Annotated in this window: 16 protein-coding genes and 1 pseudogene; 7 read left to right on the forward strand and 10 right to left on the reverse strand. The window is 46.5% G+C overall.

Annotation, left to right across the window (positions count from 1 at the left end; all coding sequences use genetic code 11):
- Positions 1–38 precede the first annotated feature (38 nt).
- From AK963_RS03905 to AK963_RS03920, 4 genes are all read left to right on the forward strand, one after another.
- Positions 39–953: a hypothetical protein gene (locus AK963_RS03905; protein ID WP_066014168.1), complete on the forward strand. Its 915-nt coding sequence runs from the start codon at positions 39–41 to the stop codon at positions 951–953.
- Between the two features lie 130 nt (positions 954–1,083).
- A complete protein-coding gene (locus AK963_RS03910; protein WP_066014169.1) occupies positions 1,084–1,929 on the forward strand; it encodes a hypothetical protein in 846 nt (281 codons plus the stop codon).
- Positions 1,930–2,144: 215 nt separating this feature from the next.
- Positions 2,145–3,725: a peptide chain release factor 3 gene (locus AK963_RS03915; RefSeq protein WP_066014170.1), complete on the forward strand. Its 1,581-nt coding sequence runs from the start codon at positions 2,145–2,147 to the stop codon at positions 3,723–3,725.
- 206 nt (positions 3,726–3,931) lie between these two features.
- Positions 3,932–5,113, forward strand: a complete 1,182-nt coding sequence (locus AK963_RS03920) for a CD0519/CD1768 family membrane protein (RefSeq protein WP_066014171.1) — start codon at positions 3,932–3,934, stop codon at positions 5,111–5,113.
- Between the two features lie 45 nt (positions 5,114–5,158).
- Here the strand turns inward: AK963_RS03920 and AK963_RS03925 are convergent, their stop codons facing one another.
- From AK963_RS03925 to AK963_RS03940, 4 genes are read right to left on the reverse strand one after another with little or no spacing between them, the layout of a single operon-like run.
- Entirely contained in the window at positions 5,159–5,761 is a 603-nt protein-coding gene (locus tag AK963_RS03925) for a TetR family transcriptional regulator (protein ID WP_066014172.1), read from the reverse strand.
- Positions 5,762–5,766: 5 nt separating this feature from the next.
- Positions 5,767–6,942: an efflux RND transporter permease subunit gene (locus tag AK963_RS03930; RefSeq protein ID WP_066014173.1), complete on the reverse strand. Its 1,176-nt coding sequence runs from the start codon at positions 6,940–6,942 to the stop codon at positions 5,767–5,769.
- Positions 6,899–8,968, reverse strand: coding sequence for an efflux RND transporter permease subunit (locus AK963_RS03935; protein WP_066014174.1), 2,070 nt, complete (start codon positions 8,966–8,968; stop codon positions 6,899–6,901). Before AK963_RS03935 ends, AK963_RS03930 begins: the two co-directional genes overlap by 44 nt.
- On the reverse strand, positions 8,965–10,290 hold the full coding sequence (locus tag AK963_RS03940) for an efflux RND transporter periplasmic adaptor subunit (protein ID WP_066014175.1): 1,326 nt from the start codon (positions 10,288–10,290) through the stop codon (positions 8,965–8,967). Before AK963_RS03940 ends, AK963_RS03935 begins: the two co-directional genes overlap by 4 nt.
- Before the next feature lie 263 nt (positions 10,291–10,553).
- Between AK963_RS03940 and AK963_RS03945 the strand changes: the two genes are divergently transcribed.
- A complete protein-coding gene (locus AK963_RS03945) occupies positions 10,554–10,790 on the forward strand; it encodes a hypothetical protein (RefSeq protein ID WP_066014176.1) in 237 nt (78 codons plus the stop codon).
- A 59-nt stretch (positions 10,791–10,849) separates the two neighbouring features.
- Here AK963_RS03945 and AK963_RS03950 read toward each other — a convergent pair whose 3' ends face one another.
- Positions 10,850–11,335: an FKBP-type peptidyl-prolyl cis-trans isomerase gene (locus AK963_RS03950; RefSeq protein ID WP_066014177.1), complete on the reverse strand. Its 486-nt coding sequence runs from the start codon at positions 11,333–11,335 to the stop codon at positions 10,850–10,852.
- A gap of 142 nt (positions 11,336–11,477) precedes the next feature.
- Between AK963_RS03950 and AK963_RS03955 the strand changes: the two genes are divergently transcribed.
- Complete coding sequence (locus AK963_RS03955; protein ID WP_066014178.1) at positions 11,478–12,038, forward strand: DNA-3-methyladenine glycosylase I; 561 nt, start codon at positions 11,478–11,480, stop codon at positions 12,036–12,038.
- A 321-nt stretch (positions 12,039–12,359) separates the two neighbouring features.
- Positions 12,360–13,976 carry an SET domain-containing protein-lysine N-methyltransferase gene (locus AK963_RS03960; protein ID WP_066014179.1) on the forward strand — a complete coding sequence of 539 codons (1,617 nt, stop codon included), beginning with the start codon at positions 12,360–12,362 and terminating at the stop codon, positions 13,974–13,976.
- A 201-nt stretch (positions 13,977–14,177) separates the two neighbouring features.
- Here AK963_RS03960 and ybaK read toward each other — a convergent pair whose 3' ends face one another.
- The 5 genes and pseudogenes from ybaK to AK963_RS31200 all read right to left on the reverse strand — a co-directional run.
- Positions 14,178–14,645, reverse strand: coding sequence for a Cys-tRNA(Pro) deacylase (gene ybaK, locus AK963_RS03965; protein WP_066014180.1), 468 nt, complete (start codon positions 14,643–14,645; stop codon positions 14,178–14,180).
- A 416-nt stretch (positions 14,646–15,061) separates the two neighbouring features.
- Positions 15,062–16,351: a hypothetical protein gene (locus AK963_RS03970; RefSeq protein WP_066014181.1), complete on the reverse strand. Its 1,290-nt coding sequence runs from the start codon at positions 16,349–16,351 to the stop codon at positions 15,062–15,064.
- A gap of 790 nt (positions 16,352–17,141) precedes the next feature.
- Positions 17,142–17,555 (reverse strand): alternative ribosome rescue aminoacyl-tRNA hydrolase ArfB, encoded by a 414-nt coding sequence (gene arfB / locus AK963_RS03975; protein ID WP_066014182.1) that lies wholly within the window; start codon positions 17,553–17,555, stop codon positions 17,142–17,144.
- A gap of 25 nt (positions 17,556–17,580) precedes the next feature.
- Positions 17,581–17,850, reverse strand: coding sequence for a DUF2288 domain-containing protein (locus AK963_RS03980; RefSeq protein ID WP_066014183.1), 270 nt, complete (start codon positions 17,848–17,850; stop codon positions 17,581–17,583).
- A 397-nt stretch (positions 17,851–18,247) separates the two neighbouring features.
- Positions 18,248–18,427 (reverse strand): annotated as a pseudogene (locus AK963_RS31200) (transposase); the annotation flags it as partial.
- Positions 18,428–18,634 lie beyond the last annotated feature (207 nt).

The following is an 18,634-nucleotide window of genomic DNA, read 5'->3' on the forward strand; positions in this document are numbered from 1 at the left end:
AGCAAACAGGTTTAGAAATTTCCACTCGGAACGCAAGAATGCCCATAAAAACTGTCAACAAGCTACCAAAAATAGCCTTACTGCTGTCTCTGGCCATTTTTATCTCTTACCCGCAACTGAATACTTATGCCAGTGGCTTTACAGGATATTCCGGACAAAACTATAGCAATTACTCACCGCCTGTTGACTACCGGCATATGGCTTTGTACCAGCTTAAACTCAATCGCTATTACCACCCTTCCGGTTCAGGCAACCCCAACAATGTTCATGTTGAACACACTCATCATCATACGCACTGGGGATGGTGGGATGTTCCGTTTTTCTGGGGAAGCTATTCCAATGACCGTGACTCTTCCTTCAGTGACAGGGTTTCGGACGGACTGATCGGGGTCGCTGTTGTGGTGGTGGTAATTGCTGTTACAGCGGCAACCATCTACTCAGTGGCGCATGCAATCTGGCCGTATGTTGGTGCTGCCAGCCTGACGTCGATTGAGCTTCCGAAAAACTCCCCCTGGAAAATCACCGGTTATAAAGCCGCACATGGCGGAGCGATACGATATTCAGATTTTGCTTTTAACGAAGAAGCCATGATCAACGCGAGTGAATATGAAATGTTCGATCGACAGAAAACGAAGCAAGGCCGCTTTCTTCTTATTGATCAGGAGAACTGGTGGGGCATCGTCGATTACCCTGTTGATGTAGACGTAACATTCACCCGCTTTGATGAAGTCTCCGGTGAAGCCACTGAACAGGCAACGGTGAATGTTCAACGTGAAGTCACGAATGGCATGAAAGCCGGAACCATCTTACCTCGGGTTATTCACGCAACTCAAAACCAGCAGAAGTATCAACTGGAAACCAGAATGGATTACCCTGCATGGTTCGATTTTTCAAGCTGGTACCATAAACCATCCAGGTTAATAGTGGACTTTACAAGTGCTGGATACCGTTAAGGTTCCTAGGGGGTGTTACCAACTAGCCATTCAACCAGTTGGTAACACCCCCTAGCATTAAAAAAATAGCTCTCGATATTCTATGGAACTGCCTCATGGTGAAAGGAACTTTAATTTTCAATCAAAACTTATGAAACAATCTGCTATGAATGTATTGAACAATCTATTGACCAGAACATTTATTTTTTCTGTCTATTTTTCACTTTTCTGTACTTTTTCCAGCACAGTAAATGCGAAAGACATTCCCCCTATTGACTATCTTTCTATGGACCTTTACTCCCTGAAAGTTCGTCGCTGGTTTGAAAATGGGCACCTGCCACATATTCCGCTTTCTGCTTCATTTATACGTTTGGATCCATCATTGATACATCAGCTTTCTTCACGGGATTATGTATTTGCATCTAATGTAGCAATAATAAATAACCCATTTCTATTTACCATGATATTCCCGTTCTCTGTTCTTGCACCTGCAACAAGTGCAAGCAGCCTGACAGCGGTTGAACTTTCCCCTGACTCAACATGGATGATTTCAGGTTATAAGTTCAGTAAAGGAACGCCAGTGACTTTTCAGGATTTCACAAACAATCATGAGTTAATGGCTCGTCTTGAAGACCATGGCATGTTTGATATCGATAAAAACCGGACTGGATATTTTCTGCTTCTTGATCAGGAGCACGCCTGGGGAGTATTTGACTATCCTCTGGATGCAAATATCACCTTCAGTCGCCACAATGAGTTAACTGAAACTGTGGAGGAAATTACGGTCAATGTGACAAGGGAAGTTACCAATACAATCAGGTCTGGTAAAATTAGCGCAAAAATCATCTCAACCAGGAACATTCCAGATGACACCAGTCGCTATAAACTGGTTTCCAGCACAAGCTATCCTAATTATGACTTTTATAACTGGTATCATCAGCCATCCCGAATTGTGATTGATTTCAAGCCCTCAAGCCTGGATACACCTTATAATTAATTATCTAACAGGTACAAGCTCTCCAGTTCAGAGTATTTAAATTATAAGTCCGGTGTTTTTTCTTCAAACAACAGAAGCACCGGATTTACAGGAAAACTCTTAGCCTACTTGCAGTCATCCCCCCGATTTGGATAATTCACCCAGATTTTGATTATTTGTCATGTTGTACACATCCCATTGTGTACAGATATGCGTACACAATTTGGAAACAAAACATGTCATCACTCCCCCGGGAAGTCGAAGCCAGACGCACTTTTGCTATCATCTCCCACCCAGATGCCGGTAAAACTACCATTACCGAAAAGCTCCTGCTGCTGGGTGGCGCCATTCAGCTTGCCGGTACGGTAAAAGGCCGTAAGAGCGGGCGCATGGCCACCTCTGACTGGATGAAGATGGAACAGGAGCGTGGTATCTCCATCACCACGTCGGTTATGCAATTCCCCTATCACGGTCGTACAGTAAACCTTCTGGACACCCCCGGGCACGAAGACTTCTCCGAGGATACCTACCGAACACTGACCGCTGTAGACAGCTGTCTTATGGTTATCGATGGCGCCAAAGGTGTCGAAGATCGAACCATAAAACTGATGGAAGTCTGTCGCCTGCGGGATACTCCAATATTCACGTTCGTTAATAAAATGGACCGTGAAGTCCGTGATCAGATTGAAGTACTGGATGAAATTGAAGATATTCTGAAAATTCAGTGTGCACCTATTACCTGGCCTATTGGCATGGGTAAACAGTTCAAAGGTGTTTATAACCTCTATACCGATACCATTCATGTGTTCAAGCCCGGTCAGGCCAGTGTGGTTCCTGAAGATATCCAGATCAAAGGACTGGAATCAGAAGAAGCCAGAACCCTGCTGGGCGATCTGCATGAGGACTTGATGGAGGAAATTGAGCTGGTGAAAGGCGCCAGTCATGAGTTTGACCTGGAAGAGTACCTTGCTGGTCGAATGACTCCGGTATTCTTTGGTACCGCATTGGCCAACTTCGGCGTTCGGGAAATGCTGGATGACTTTGTGAAGTGGGCCCCATCCCCCATGCCCCGCGAAACCAATGAGCGTACCGTTGCCGCCAATGAAGAGAATTTCTCCGGGTTCGTCTTTAAAATTCAGGCCAATATGGATCCCAAACACCGTGACCGCATTGCCTTTCTGAGAATCTGTTCTGGCAAATACACCCGGAACATGAAAATGAAACATGTTCGTATTGGCAAGGATGTAAAAATTGCTGATGCAGTGACCTTTCTGGCGGGCGACCGCTCCCATGTGGATGAGGCAATTTCCGGTGATATTATCGGCCTGCACAACCACGGTACAATCCAGATTGGTGACACCTTTACCCAGGGTGAAATGCTGAAGTTTATGGGCATCCCGCACTTCGCTCCCGAGATGTTTCGCCGGGTTCGTCTGCGAGATCCGTTAAAACTGAAACAGCTGCAAAAAGGCCTTCAACAACTCTCAGAAGAAGGTGCCACCCAGCTATTCATGCCGGTTAACAACAACGACCTGATCCTCGGGGCAGTGGGTGTACTTCAGTTTGACGTAGTTATGCGTCGCCTCAAAGACGAATACAAAGTTGAAGCGATCTATGAGCCTGTGAATGTGAATACCGCTCGCTGGATTGATTGCAGTGACAACAAAAAACTGGAAGAGTTCAAGCGTAAATGTGCAGAGAATCTCGCAATTGATGGTGGTGGCCACCTGACCTACCTGGCTCCAACCAGAGTTAATCTTTCCCTGGCTGAAGAACGTTACCCGGATGTGACTTTCCGCACAACCCGAGAGCATTAACCCAGGAGGCTGTTCGAGAATAGACCGCCCTAGGGCGGTATCAGAAGTTACAGACATCTATGTTTGACCGCCTGTAACTTCTATTAGTTCCATCGTTTTGTTATTCAGTTATCCTTCCTGCACTTATTCCATATCTGACTAATACCAATACTGCAGGTTCTTAAAATATTGTCTAATCTAGATGCTTAATTCTTTCTGGTATTTCTATGAGTGATGCAGTCTCGACCAAATCAGAAACCTCAACGGGTGTACGTCAAATCGTAGAGCCGTTAGCCCTCCTCCTTCTCGCAGGGTTTTTGTTTGGCTACCTTGGCCAGACCATGGGTGTTACCCACATGTTCAACACCCTCTTTAACACCGCACACCAGCTTCTGTTAAACACCGTATTGTTCCTGATGGGAATCACCGTTCTGACCGGTGCAGCAGGCCGTTTGCTGATGGAGTTTCATGTTATTTCTCTGATTGAACGGATGCTGGTGCCATTGATGAGGCCAGTGTTCAATCTTCCCGGTCGTGCTGCCATGGCGGCAATGATGACCTTCTTCTCAGATAATCCTGCAATTATTGGACTGGCCAAGGATCGCCGTTTCAGCCACTCATTCAAGGCTTACGAGATCATTTCCCTGACGAACTTCGGCACCTCTTTTGGTATGGGCCTTATTGTCATCACCTTTATAGCTACGCTGCAGAACAGTGAAACCGGTGCCACCTACTTTATACCCGCAATGATCGGTCTGGCCGGTGCTCTTGTTGGCGCAGTCATATCTACACGCCTGATGCAGCGCTTTATCCGTAATGACCCAAGACTGCATGAATTGAGCATTAAAGATACTCACAGTGAACTGCTGGATGATCACAGTTCTACAGACCCAGTCTGGTTGAGATTCCTCAATGCCCTGCTGGATGGTGGTAAAGGCGGCGTCAAAATGGGGGTGGCGATTATTCCCGGTGTATTAATCATCAGTACGTTTGTTATGGTGCTGACGTTTGGCGCACCAACAACAGGCTACACTGGTGGTGCATTTGAAGGCGTTGCTTTGCTGCCTCAACTGGCCAGTCATGTTACCTGGCTGTTTGAACTGCTCTTCGGCTTTGACCATGCTGAACTGGTTGCCTTCCCCATTACCTCTCTTGGTGCGGTAGGTGCAGCCATGTCACTGGTACCAAACTTTATCAGCCAGGGTATTATCGGTGGCAGTGATATCGCTGTATTTACCGCCATGGGCATGTGCTGGAGTGGTTACCTGAGCACGCATACAGCCATGCTGGACTCTCTAGGCTTCCGCCAGCTGACGTCGAAAGCCATTCTGGCTCATACAATTGGCGGTATCTGTGCCGGCGTCGCTGCACGTTATCTTTACCTTCTTCTCAACCCTTTTATTGGCTGAAACTGATCCTGGCACTCAACTCATTTAATGAATTGAGTGCTTGGCTTATCGCCTCAGGCCGGCAAAAACAGTATCAGCAATAACATCCCCCTCCAGCTCAAGGTCCACAGTTCCACCTACAGAGAGCCAGCGCTCAATAACGCCATGAAAACAACCGCTGGCAACCAGTGACGCCGCCTCAGGTGTTATATTATCGCGTAACAACCCTCGTTCCTGAGCCCTTTCCATCAGCAGAGTCACCTCCGTCTGGCTCCTCAAACAGAACTGATTCCACCGCTCAAGCATCTGCAGATCAAAGGCTGCCTGCTGGCTGATCCGGCACACCTGCTGAAATTGCAGATTGGTAGCAACTTCCTGCAGGACCCGCTTACCAAGATTACACAGCACATCCAGTGGGTCCTCATCATCGGCTTCCAGCTGAGCGGCAAAGTGCTGATCCAGTGGATCAAAGACCCTTTCCCAGAGAGCTTCCAGCATCTGGGACTTGTCTTTAAAGTGCCAGTAAATAGCCCCCCGGGTTACACCGGCAGTACTGGCGATCTGAGCCAGAGTGACATTGGCAATTCCTTTTTCACTGAACAGCGCCAACGCAGTTTCCAGCAGCTGTAGCCGTGTTTTTTCAGCATCTTCCTTTGTACGACGAGCCATAGTGTTTAACCTGCCTGAAATCCAGGTAATTCAGCACCTTTTTCAGAGCTATTATCAGAGCTGGCAACTGTAGCTTCCACCTCAGAGGTTAATAACATATACAGCGCAGGAACCACCACCATGGCAAAAACTGTTGAAGCAGCCAGACCAAAAATAATTGCCATACACAGTGGATACCACTGGGGATCACTGCTGGCCAGGGGAATCAGGCCAAGCACAGTAGTTAAACTGGTGCTGATTACTGGACGCAGGCGGTCAGCGGCTCCTCTTGCCGCAGAGTTAGCCACCGACAGACCGGACTTTCGGTGACTGTTCATGGTTTCAATCAGAACAATACCGTTATTCACCGCAATACCAGCCAGGGAGACGACGCCCATCAAACCAATAAACGACATTGGTATTTCCGCAAGAAAGTAGCCAATAAAGGTTCCGGTTAATGCCAGGGGAACCACCAGAAGAATAATCAATGGCTGGCGCATGGAGTTGAACATCAAGGTCAGCAGAACAAAAATCATACCCATGGCCAGCAGCATGGCTCCTCCCATACTGCCATAGCTTTCATCCGTAGACTCCATTTCACCCGCCAGTCGATAGTCATAGCCCACAGGCCATTCCCGTTTCATCGCTTCCAGGTGGGGAATCATCGCTTTCATAATGGTGGTTGCCGTCTGCCCTTCTGCTCTTGCCTGCACCGTTACCGCTCGCTGGCCATCAGTATGAACATAGACCTGTGGTGCAGCCATCAACTCATATTCAGCAAGATCCAGCAAAGGCACACTTCGCCCATCATCCGTTATTACCCTCATCAGCTGCATTTCGGCAAGATGCTGGGGACTGCCAAGCTCACCGCCACGGCTGGCCCAGGCCATGCTGATCCGGATGTCCGGATCATCCTGTATACCGGGCACTTTGAAACGACCAAAGTCGTCTTCTTCCATTGCCATTCGTATCTGCTGGGCAACACTGTGTTCAGAAAGCCCGTGAAAACTCAGGCGTTCAGGGATTAGACGAAAGCGAATTTCCCGGTGTGCAGCCCCCAGGTTATCACGCACTCCCTGGGCTCCAGGGATCTGGGAAAGCCTGCTGCGAACTTCCGCAGAAATATCACGGAGCAGACCATAGTCCTCACCCAGAATTTCAATCTGAACCGGAGCCGCATTGTAGGGATTCCCCCCCCACATGGGTCAGGAATATTTCCAGCCCGGCTTCGCCGCTGAGCGCCTCATTCAATCCCTCACGGATGTCATCAAGGTATTCAAACGATATACGATCCCGGTCTTTCCGGGGTACCAGGATGGCGGTAAACCCCACCTGATTGTAGGCCTTGGATGGCAGCAGTGCTTCATTCAGCGAGCTGCTGGTCACCGGACTTTTTTCCCCTACATAAGCAATATTCTTCTCAATCCAGGGCTGCTTCCGTAGATAAGCCCCCGCCTTGTCGGCAACCTGCTGAGCCTGCTCCAGCGTTGCATCAGGCCCTAACTGAATGGCAACACCAATTTTCCGGTCATCACTTTCCGAGAACATCATCACCGGCAGCTGGCCGGCCGCCAGCAGGCTCAGGACAAACAACCCAAACGCACCAGCGACCCAGGAAATGGCAGTAATACGGTTTTTTAACACGGCAACCAGCAACCAGTCAGTCAGTTGTCCCCGGTACTTCATACTCAAACGGTCAATAAGCAGTTCTCTGGAACGGCCGGAGTCTTTTTCCAGCAAGTACCGGGAGAGTGGTATACAGACCAGAAAAGCAACCAGCAAACTGACCAGCAGACTGATGGTAATGGTCATGGGCAGTATTCGGATGAACTTACCGGGAATCCCACCGACCAGCATCAGAGGAACCATCGCCAGAATAGTAGTCAGCTGTCCAGCAGTGGCGGGTAACAGGAACGTTTTAACCGTTGAAAGTGCTGCCTGTGAAAAAGACTGCTTACGGACATAGAGCCCATCGTGCATGCCTTCCATCACCAGAATGTACACATCCACCAGCAATCCGAGCGCCAGCACCATTCCCACCAGCACTGTCGAACTCAGGGTATAACCGAGCACAGCCATACCGGCCAGTGTTGCCAATAGCGTTACCGGAAGCGCAATACCGGCAATCAACGCTTCTCGCCAGGTCAACAGAAACATCAGAACAACAAAGACAATAATGACTGCCTGATACATGGAGCCGGAGATATCTTCAAATGCCAGCTCAATCAGTTCACCATCGTCAGTGACCTTCGTCAGCTGAAGCCCCTGGGGCCAGGTATCACTTCTGACGACCTGATCAGCCAGCCGCTCTGCAGCCCCAATAACCGCAAAAGTATCTTCACCGGGACGTTTGGTGATATCCAGAGTAATACCACGGGTAAACTCACCGTGATCAAGGCTGAAATAGTTGCGGCTTTTTTCCCGGTCCAGCCTCAGACTGACATCAGCAATCTCACCAAGCCTGACCGGACGGTTTTCATCAAGCCGTGTGATGGGCAGTTTTTTGAGTTTTTCAACGCTGTCAAAACGCCCGGCAAGATAGAGTGTAAAGGTACTTTCACTGCCTTCAAACTCACCCCATGCCATGTCCTGATTTGCAGCCTGAAGTCGATCTCTGACCAACAGCGGTGAAATCCCCAGCTCTCTCAACTTATATGGCTTTAGTCGTATATGAAGACTCTTCTCCCGCATTCCCCCAAGCGTCACCTTCTTAACGGTGGGAATGGTTTCAAACTGGGACTCCAGACGCTTCGCAACATCCGTCAGGATCAGATCATCAACGTTGCCGTGAAGCACCAGGCTGATCACCGGCATATCCGCAACGGACATCTCCTCAATTTCCGGCTTATCAATATCCGCTTCTGATGGAAACTGACTTTCAGCTTTGTCTACCTTGGCTCGCAGCCGCTGGAGTGCCTCGGCAACCGGCATATCAGCCTCAAACTCAACAGCCACCATTGAGTAAGAATGGTAGGAACCACTGGCAAATGTCTTTAACCCCTTAACGCTGCGAATTTCATCTTCCAGAGGCTTGGTCACCTCTTTCTCAACCTGTTCCGGAGCAGCACCGGGCCAGGAGACGGTGATCAACGCTTTGGGAATTTCAAGATCCGGGTAGTTCTCACGAACCATGGTGTTATAGGACAGCACACCAGAGAGTAGAAATAACCCGAGTAACAGGCGGGCAAAGAGCGTTTGCAGAAACAGCTTTCGAGACAGCCAGTTCATTCGGCGCCTCCTGCCTTCAGCTCATTGATAACGTTAACAGAGCTGTCATCAGCCAGAAGGTGCTGACCACGGACCACAACCCGGTCGCCATTATGAAGACCATCAACCACTTCCAGGTTCAATAAACCCTGAATACCAATAGACAACCAGCGTAGCTCAACCCGGTTATCCGGCTTAACCACGAATACATAGGGCTTGCCATCTCGGAATGAGATTGCCTGCCAGGGCAGCGTCAAGACATCGGTTTTCTGTTCGGTGGCAATCCAGGCCCTGACAAACATGCCATCCTGTATTGCCTGGGCATCCCCCTCGGTCCTGACCTTCACCTGTCGTGAGCGATTCTGAAGGCTGAGGGCAGGGCTTACGGACCAGACGCTCCCTTTTACCACTCCTCGCTGATCAAACCCTGCATCAACAGAGTCATAAAGTATTCGGTCATCCTGAGCCAGATAGACAGGCTGTCCTTCCTGAATGGAACGTGCTTCAGCTTCAGCAACTTCAAGACTGATTTCATAACGACTGTCGTCTACTACCACGATGGCACTGGTCGCTTCCCGCTCCCTGTTGGTACTGATGCCTGCCGGAGGGTAATAGTAATTATCCTGCAGTACATTCATTGCCGTGATCACGCCATCAAACGGAGCAAACAGGCTGGTTTTTTCAAGGTTGACCGTAGCCCGGTTCAGGTCTGCTGCCACCCCTTTCTCCTCAGAGCGTGCGGCCTGCAGGCTGCTTTCTGCTGCTTCAACGCCCACCTGGGCATTGAGCATTCCAGTTCGATAGCGATCGTATTCATCTCTGGATACCACGCCTTTTTTGTAGATCGCTTCAATCCGGGCAAAATCTTTTTCAGCCTGCTGTTTATCATTCTGGGCCATATGAACACCGGCCTCGGCTTCTTTCCGCCGCTCTCTGGCAGACTGTAGCCGGGCCTCCAAAGCAACCACTTCAGCCGTATTTTCCCGGTTATCAATTCTGGCCAGGAACTGCCCTAAGCGGACATCATCATTGGGACCAAAAACACGAACGCCTTCACGCAGTGGGGAGCCTTCAGCCGATGAAGAGCCATCAGCCAGAGTGCCAATGTGTACCACCTTGCCAGGCTGTTCAAAATTGAGAAATGCCTTTTGCAAGGCCTCCACGGTGCCTTCTGCAAAAGCCCAGGCCGACAGCTCTCCTGGAGCGACCTGCATCACATCAACCCGAACCGGTGGCGTCTCATAAACCACGGCAGCAGAGTCACCACTGCTTTGAATTCGATAACCGGCCAGCGCCAGAGCCGCCAGCACCAGACTGATAACAACAACTTTGCTGAATTTCATGGGCTTCTGCTTATTTTTTTGCATATTAGTATCTATTTATAATTTTACATACATACATGAATGCCTGTATATAACCCATATTGACGAGGCCGCAGGTTCAAATCGTGATCAAGTGACTCAAACGAAGGTCTAACGGTCAAAAATCATTTCCAGAGCCATAGTTATAGATTCTGCGGATATAAGCAGATCACTTATAACAACCAGATTTTTTTAAAGCAGTGCCCTGAGCGGCTTGGGAAAAACGAATTGGTAAGGAGAGATGTATGCGCCTGAACCTTCTGTTAGCACCGTTACAGCACGTAATAGACGCCATGCAAAAAGGTGAAACCTTTAAGATCCGGGTGCTGATGGAGGAGCTGGGCCTTTGGGAACATCAGGATGACCTGCAGAAAATGAGAATAGCCGCCAGTTTCCGGTCCATGGTTGAGAGTGGTGTTCTAACCAATATTCAGTTGCTCACTCATCACAAAACCCGGCATGCCGTGTACATAACCATCTAATCAATGCCAGAAGATCATATCGACATAAAAAAACCGGCAAATGCCGGTTTTTTTAATCATCAGTGAACATGTCCACCAGGTCCATGCACATGACCGTGGTCCAGCTCTTCCTTGGTAGCTTCACGAACCTCAACCACTTCAATGCTGAAGTGCAGATTCTCACCCGCCAGCGAGTGATTAGCATCAATCACAACCTGGTCGCCTTCGTCATCAATAGCGACGACCGTCACAATACGTGGGCCAATAGCAGTATCTGCATGGAACTGGTTACCCACCTCTACCGGATGGTCACCAAACTGTTCTTTTGGTACTGGCTGAACCAGGCTTTCGTCGTACTCGCCATAGCCTTCAGCTGGCTCAACAACCACTTCAAACTTGTCTCCGGCCTGCTTGCCTTCGAGGGCATTTTCAAGACCTTCTACAATATTGTGCTCCCCGTGAAGATAAGCCATGGGGGACTCGCCTTCAGAACTGTCGAGAACCTCTCCCGCGTCATTTTTCAGAGTGTAATGGAACAGAGCCACTTTCTCTTTGGCTATCTTCATCTGTTTACGCCTTTAACAAAGTAAACAACTATCTTAACTGCCAATGCTATCAGGAGCCAGAAAACTGCAAATAAATGCGGTTTCTGGTGTAATTGGCAGGCAAACCCTATTTGAAAGCGCCTAACAAACGGAGTTTTTTCTCTTGAGCGATTCTCGATGCAGCTGGTGTCATGGCGATGAACTCTACACCCGATACCATGATGATGAGTGGGGCGTTCCCTGTCATGACGACCAAAAACTCTTTGAGTTCCTGATTCTGGAAGGGGCCCAGGCGGGCCTGAGCTGGATCACCATTCTGAAGCGCAGGGAAGGCTACCAGAAAGCGTTTCATCAATTTGATGTTCAACAAGTCGCCAGAATGACAGAACAGGATGTTGAAACGCTGATGCAGAATGAAGGCATTGTCCGCAACCGACTGAAGATCCAGAGCGCCATTAAAAATGCCAGGGCGTTTATCAAGGTCCAAGAGGAATTTGGCAGCTTCAACCAGTATCTGTGGTCCTTTGTAAACCACCAGCCCATCATCAACCATCGACAGTCAATGAGTGAAGTGCCGGCCACCACCGAGATTTCAGACCGGATGAGCAAAGACCTGAAAAAACGCGGTTTCAGCTTTGTGGGCAGTACCATCTGTTATGCCTACATGCAGGCCATGGGGCTGGTGAATGATCACCTCGTCACATGCCCAGCCTATACAAAGTAATCCTGGTATTATCGTTTGAATACATTGCGTCGAACAACATGTTGTGGCGCAACTGTGCTAATTGCCTCTCTAACCAGATAATTCAATCAAAAGCAATTAATAGAAAGTTGCAGCCTGAACCCCAGAGGGCGTTACCAACTTGCCATACAACCAGTTGGTAACGCCCTCTAGCTTCTCCTGAAAAAACAGATGAAGATAAAGGAACTTTTTTATTTCTGAAAGAACTAACAAGTATTTATTTTGTGGACGTCCGAAAACTTTTCGCATACTTCTCGAACACCGCATTTCCTGAAGTTTACAGCCTGACTGGAGTGAGAAAAAATGATGGGGACAAAAGGAATATTGAGTACTAATAACAGCCCCAGCGGAGTAGAAGACGTATTTATAAAACTGGACAAAGATCTTGAATGGGATGGCCGGCCTGTTAGTCTTTTCTGGCCAGCAACTATTCATATGGATCTGGATTCACCCATAAAAAAAAATTGCCATGCCTTACTCTGCCCCAAGGGTCAGCCCAAACAAGCGACAATCGCTGATAGAACCCGATTTGTTAAAATAGATACTATTACCCGGCTAAGTCCTGTAATACAGCATCAAGATACGACTGCCACTCAAACTGAGATTAACAGCAGTTTTGAAAAAGGCGCTTACGATCCATGTTCGCAGATTGAACATTTTTGCCAGTTGGGACTACAGAAAATACCTGATGCAACAGCCCAAGAGAAAAAAGAACAACGTACCAAAACACTTGATATGATGACTCAGTTATACGGGTACCTCAATCGGCTTCAGTCAGCAATCGACAGTGAACACCCAACCGAAACATCACTCGAAAAAAATCACCTGACCATTGCATCAAAAGTTTCTGTCAAAAGATCTTCTTTTGATGAAGAAGAAGAAGGTTGCTTTGCAGATAAAGATATTAAAACTGATGAGAAAATCGGCGAATACCAGGGAGATATAGTATTCCGAAAGCCTACATCGGGTGAAGAGTTTATTGCTTTCAAAATGGAAAAAGAAACAGAGGAAGTTATATTTCTCGAAGAAGATAAGTATGTTGCCTGGACAAATGTATTTCTGGAAGGCACACATTATGAAATCGGCATATCTGGAACGACGCGGCTAAATAAACTTAACCACTCGCCCAAGCCAAATTGCGCATTATGGGTGCTAATAGATGGAAAGTATAAGGATAAGGAAAGCCCTGAAATTCCCTGGGAGAAGCTAGATCAGCTGAGAATAGACGTTCAAGCCATCACTGATATAAGCGCTGGACAGGAATTATTTTTTGACTACCGTGCTGAAAGTAAAAAACAACCAATTAACTTTGATATCAATCTTGTTGGAAAACCAACCACCGAACAAATTTTAGAAGCACGATCGGCACTCAAAAAATCCAGATACCCATCAGAATCAAAGAAGAGCAAAATGACTCAGCCTGATGTTGAGAAATCATTTAACCAGCAATTTAAGAAACTCTCTGACGAAAGCAAAATGCTTTATAACGTCAATAAAGCCAATAAAGGTTTTTGCAAAATCTTACATAAAGCCGTAGAAAAGGGTGTTCCATTAAAGTCAATGTTAGCCATGAGCATCGAGGAATTTGAGACCGATGATAAAGACTTATGGAACAGCTGCTTAGTAATATGGTCAGGTTTAGGAACCTTCCGCCCGGCACTAACAGATGAGTGTGAAAATACTTTATTGGCCTTATACATAAGCATTGGACAATTGCCAGAAGAGATTGCCAACAAGGTTGATTTCTCAATCCAGCTATACTGGCACCTGAGTGAAACCCACGGCACCTGGCAAAGCTATGTTGAAGAAAACTTGCTAGGTAGACGATCAGGACGCTCTAAGGTTAAAAGAACTGCCATGTTAGAATCCTCCGGGCCAGCTACCTTACCAAGAAAAAAGTCAAAGCGAGCCCTTGAATAGCAACAAGCATTAGCTCCTCAAATACCTGTGAAGTTGGAATGGGTGGATAGCTCTGCCTGGAATACCGTTTCAGGTATTCAAAGGGGAAAGCAGTGAAAACCTGATCTAAAAAAGCCCACACGCGGTCGAAAGTTTACTCTGACGGCTGCTAACAATAGCAACGGTTCTTGCTGTAATTTCGATATTTATTATTGTTGCTCATTACCTGGCAATATCAGCTAAGCAACCTGAAGTCAGCCTGACCAGATCAGCAGGGGCCAGTTCAATTTCAAGACCTCGACGCCCCGCACTGACGAACATCGTATCAAAGAACTCTGCACTGCTGTTTACCACCGTAGGTAAACGCTTTTTCTGGCCCAGTGGACTGATGCCGCCAAGAATGTAACCAGTGCTCCGCTCGGCTTCCTGTTGCTCCGCCATTGCCGCCTTTTTTGCGCCACAGGCACCGGCCATGGCTTTTAAGTCCAGTTTAGCGGCTACCGGTACCACCGCGACGGCCAGTTGCTTACCGTCCAGTTTCACCATCAGGGTTTTAAAGACCCGCTGAGGGTCCTGCCCCATTTTTTCAACCGCCTCCTCTCCATAGGAATGGCTGTCGGGGTCATGGTGATATTGGTGAACCTGATGGATAGCTTTGGCTTTTTTAAGCGTATTAATGGCAGGAGTCATCGTTTACTTCCAGATAATCGTTAGTGTCCAGGCTGTTGACGTTGCGATTTGGCAACTTGAAAGGCAACCAAACTTGCGCTGACCTCCAACAATATTACCCAAATTATTGTACAAACCAACCTTTAAAGCAGTGAGCGATAGAATAAGAACACACCATTTTTGGAGTTAAACGATCAATGCTACATTGACTGAAAAAGGACGACCAGAGAATGGCTACCCATAAGAGCAGCTATAAGTTGAGAAAATGCTAAATCCAATAAAAAAATACTCGCCGACATTTCCCCTGGATTTTAAAAAAAACAGAAAAAAATCCACCATTTAAATTTATTTTCATTTAATCTCACCGCGACTTCTTTAGCCATCACCTATTGACAAGAAAACACAAAGACCAAAAAAACATAAGCTCAATTCATTAGCTAAACCTTTAGTAAATGAGAGTGTTTAGATAGTTCTTTGGGGAGAACCACATTAAAAGATTGTTGTTCTATAAGCTTTTTTACTTCCTCTATATTACTTACACTATCTTCCAACTCATTACCGGATTCAATCATTTCAACAGCATCTTCATTGGTATGTAAAGCTTGGCCTACTAGTCCTCTGGAATAACAAATTTCTATAATTCTATCGAATTGCTCTTGGGGTATAAGGACAAATTTTTTACTTTCTCTATCTCGTTCATCACCGGAGGCATTTCCTGAAACTTCGACCTTTATAAAGGGTATCCCATTTTTACGTATCCTATAAAAGACAGCATTTCCCCAGCCCATGAGTAGGCTTAAAGCCGTTTCTATCGCGTAGAATGGTGACGCCATACTTACAGCTAAATAGAGGGCAGGTAAAGCATCCAAGATGCTACTCGCCGCAGCTATTTTTTTGCAAATTGCTCTTTGATTCTCCTGCTGGATAATATCTAGCTCTTCCCCCGTACAGATTTTTTTCATGCAAAAATATAGCTCTGGCAAAGGCATTCCGAGCGCAAACCCTGCTTGAGAAAAGTGGCCTGCAGCATGGGATTTGTGCCCATGCCACAGGTCACCAGCTGCAGCAGTTATAGTTCCAAGAGCACCAAAAGCTTGTAGAATATTGGAGATAACCTTACATTTGCTGTAGTGCTTATTGCTAAAGAACAGTGCACCAAAAATTCTCGCAAGGCCGGCAGAGGTCGTGCATATTCCTTCAACGCCATGACCTAGCTGTCGCATTATTCGCCCCACAAACTCATCGTATGCATCATCAACGTCATCATGGCTATGTCCATGAGCGTCTTGGTGGTGATGGTCATGATTGTCAACATGGTATTTCGAATCGAATACCGCTGTGAGAACTGCTGATACACCGAGCCCAAAGAGACACCCACCAATCAGAAGATCTTGTAGACGCTTGACTTGTTGTTCTTCTACTCCTGAAGCAAAAACAGGTTGCGGTGATGGAACAGTAACTTCAGGCTGTAGTAACCTGCCAGTCTGACAGGACCTCCAACCTGAATCGTGTTGGGCACATGACCTTTGACTTATCATGCGTGAAGATTCTTCTAATGAGCCTCTACCTTCTGTCGCATCATCGGGGGAAGCAACCTGAACATCCCAACGGCGATAACTTACAGACTGGGAACCTTCCCGCAAGGGGTCTGGCAACTGTGCACTATTTCCTTCCGGGATTATACTATGTTTATAAATCTGGTTGGGGGACTTGTCATTCTGAATCATAATTCATTCTCTTTGATTGCATTCAAATACAATTAAAAAAACACCATATCCGATAATAAGCAGGATTATTTCCTCATTGTTCACTAAAGATTTATCATGAAATTAATTTCCAATTCCGTTCACCTTGAGCAGAGTCGAAGATAGTTAAAAATGGAGCTTGATTGACTCGAATCCAATCGGCAGTCTTACTGTAAATTCAGATACTGTTTCCAAATATTTCCTAACTCCCCCCCCAGCAGCTTTCATTTTTTTAATAGGCAACAGCAAAATTGAAAGTAAACATACGATCAATTCTTATACAACAACACTATTCATTCATATTTCAATAAAGATACCACCACCTATTTTCTGAAAGTCAACAAACTGATCAGTAAAAATTGTCAAAGTCGCGAATCAATTTTTCAACCCAAAATTATCAACTCACAGTTCAGAAAAATATTTCTTTGCACTAAAAAAATTAGAGTCATTAAAATAATAACCACACCTCTAATCATTTTAATTTAAAGAAAACAGATAAAATCCATTTAGAAGAATCCGATTTAATTAGTGAAGATAGATTGTTTTCTCACTTTAACAAATTAATGTTCTTTACTATAAATTTATATTTATTTAAAAGCCTGCTGAAAGCCAGTGTACTCGAACAACAAACTACCTCACACCAGTATCCCCATACTCGTACTAAACCTACCTTAGCTTCCAAACTGGCAAAAATAAGTGGAACCGATCTGTCCTATTTTTTCAGCCAATTCCTCTCCATAGGACAGACTATTGGAATCACGGTAAACCCAAGTCAATGGTCAATTCGACCACGCAATGTTTTTGTCTGAGCTCGTCGCTTTTTCTGATCAACACGCCGCTTTTTTGAGGCCAGTGTTGGACGAGTTGCCTTACGCTGTTTATGAACGACAGTTGCCTTACTGATCAGTTCCTTGAGCCTCAAGAGAGCATCTTCACGATTCTTTTCCTGGGTCCGGAACCGCTGCGCCTTGATGATGATAATACCTTCCCGGGTAATACGGGCATCGCGGAAAGCAAGCAATCGCTCTTTATAAAACTCAGGCAATGAGGAGGCCCTGATATCAAAGCGCAGATGGACAGCGGAAGAGACCTTGTTGACATTCTGGCCTCCCGCGCCCTGGGCTCGAATATAACTGAACTCAATGTCATCTTCGGTAATGATGATACCGTCAGCAATCTCCAGCATTCAGACTGTCACCTCCTTTCTTTTCTCAAAACCTTTCCTGAACAAGCACCCAGGGTCTAACCACAACAGCCCACAGATCACGGTCGTCTGCAAACCAGGACTGTGCCTGTTCATCACTAACCGCTCCCAATACGCCCTGTTTCACCCAGGCTTCTACCGCTGACTTATTATCGACTGAGATCTGGTAGCTAACCTCAATCAGATCCAGTGAATCATCCACACAAAGCACAACGCCCTGGGCAAAGTAACGTTGTAGTTCAGACCAGGCTATTTTGAGGTCTCCTGGTCGAGTTATTCAGACTTTACTTGGAGACTAGACCCTTTACTCACACCACTAGTTACACATACAAGGCCTTCTCAATACTCCGGAGCCAGAAGGCCGATTGTACCGGATAATCATTTCAGGTGTTTATTTTTGATAGCGGAGCTAAGGTATTCTAAATGGATACATAGGCTTTGCCAGTGAAGCCTTACAGGGATTCATGTCAACAGAGGAGACGCATCGTGAAGACCGAAAATGAATCTATCAGCATAGGTCGGTTCTATAGGGCTGCCTCGACATCCCCTTTTACCGATGTTTTTACAGACTGGGAGTCTATGCAGGCTGCTGTTGGTTGAGCTTCCTTACCGGCTTGTTCTCGCACCATGTCACGAAGTGCGTCATGTACTTTTTTCCATGTGACATCAATCTTTCACTTCCGGAAATAGGTATGTACAGTGCTCCATGGAGGAAAGTCTGATGGAAGCATTCGCCACTGACACCCTGATTTTGAGATGTAGAAAATGGCATTGAGTATCAGGCGATAACTCCAATCACGTGCTCTTCCATTTTTTGGGGTATCGTAGCCTGAATCTGGAAACAGGGGTTTAAGGAGTTCCCACTCAGGTCAGAAGGATACATGGCATTATTCCTTCAGCGGATTGGTAAAGCAGTTATAGACTACTTTCAGTCGGGAATGTAATTTAAATTGTGTAAACGCTTGTCGTTAATACTCCAAAATGGAGAATAACAATGAGCGTTGAAATCAACGAAAAACTGGTAGATCAAATAGCCAGTCAGATTAAAACTCAGGATGATC

This window comes from Endozoicomonas atrinae (genome assembly GCF_001647025.1).
In the GTDB taxonomy this organism is placed as follows: Bacteria; Pseudomonadota; Gammaproteobacteria; order Pseudomonadales; family Endozoicomonadaceae; genus Endozoicomonas; species Endozoicomonas atrinae.

Bases quoted from the DNA above. Each gene is read 5' to 3' on its own strand.
- AK963_RS03945 (WP_066014176.1), top strand. From the start codon at position 10,554: ATGCGCCTGAACCTTCTGTTAGCACCGTTACAGCACGTAATAGACGCC.
- AK963_RS03940 (WP_066014175.1), bottom strand. From the start codon at position 10,290: ATGAAATTCAGCAAAGTTGTTGTTATCAGTCTGGTGCTGGCGGCTCTG.
- AK963_RS03930 (WP_066014173.1), bottom strand. From the start codon at position 6,942: ATGTGGGGGGGGAATCCCTACAATGCGGCTCCGGTTCAGATTGAAATT.
- AK963_RS03960 (WP_066014179.1), top strand. From the start codon at position 12,360: ATGATGGGGACAAAAGGAATATTGAGTACTAATAACAGCCCCAGCGGA.
- AK963_RS03970 (WP_066014181.1), bottom strand. From the start codon at position 16,351: ATGATTCAGAATGACAAGTCCCCCAACCAGATTTATAAACATAGTATA.
- AK963_RS03905 (WP_066014168.1), top strand. From the start codon at position 39: ATGCCCATAAAAACTGTCAACAAGCTACCAAAAATAGCCTTACTGCTG.
- AK963_RS03915 (WP_066014170.1), top strand. From the start codon at position 2,145: ATGTCATCACTCCCCCGGGAAGTCGAAGCCAGACGCACTTTTGCTATC.
- ybaK (WP_066014180.1), bottom strand. From the start codon at position 14,645: ATGACTCCTGCCATTAATACGCTTAAAAAAGCCAAAGCTATCCATCAG.
- AK963_RS03935 (WP_066014174.1), bottom strand. From the start codon at position 8,968: ATGAACTGGCTGTCTCGAAAGCTGTTTCTGCAAACGCTCTTTGCCCGC.
- AK963_RS03925 (WP_066014172.1), bottom strand. From the start codon at position 5,761: ATGGCTCGTCGTACAAAGGAAGATGCTGAAAAAACACGGCTACAGCTG.
- arfB (WP_066014182.1), bottom strand. From the start codon at position 17,555: ATGCTGGAGATTGCTGACGGTATCATCATTACCGAAGATGACATTGAG.
- AK963_RS03910 (WP_066014169.1), top strand. From the start codon at position 1,084: ATGAAACAATCTGCTATGAATGTATTGAACAATCTATTGACCAGAACA.
- AK963_RS03920 (WP_066014171.1), top strand. From the start codon at position 3,932: ATGAGTGATGCAGTCTCGACCAAATCAGAAACCTCAACGGGTGTACGT.
- AK963_RS03950 (WP_066014177.1), bottom strand. From the start codon at position 11,335: ATGAAGATAGCCAAAGAGAAAGTGGCTCTGTTCCATTACACTCTGAAA.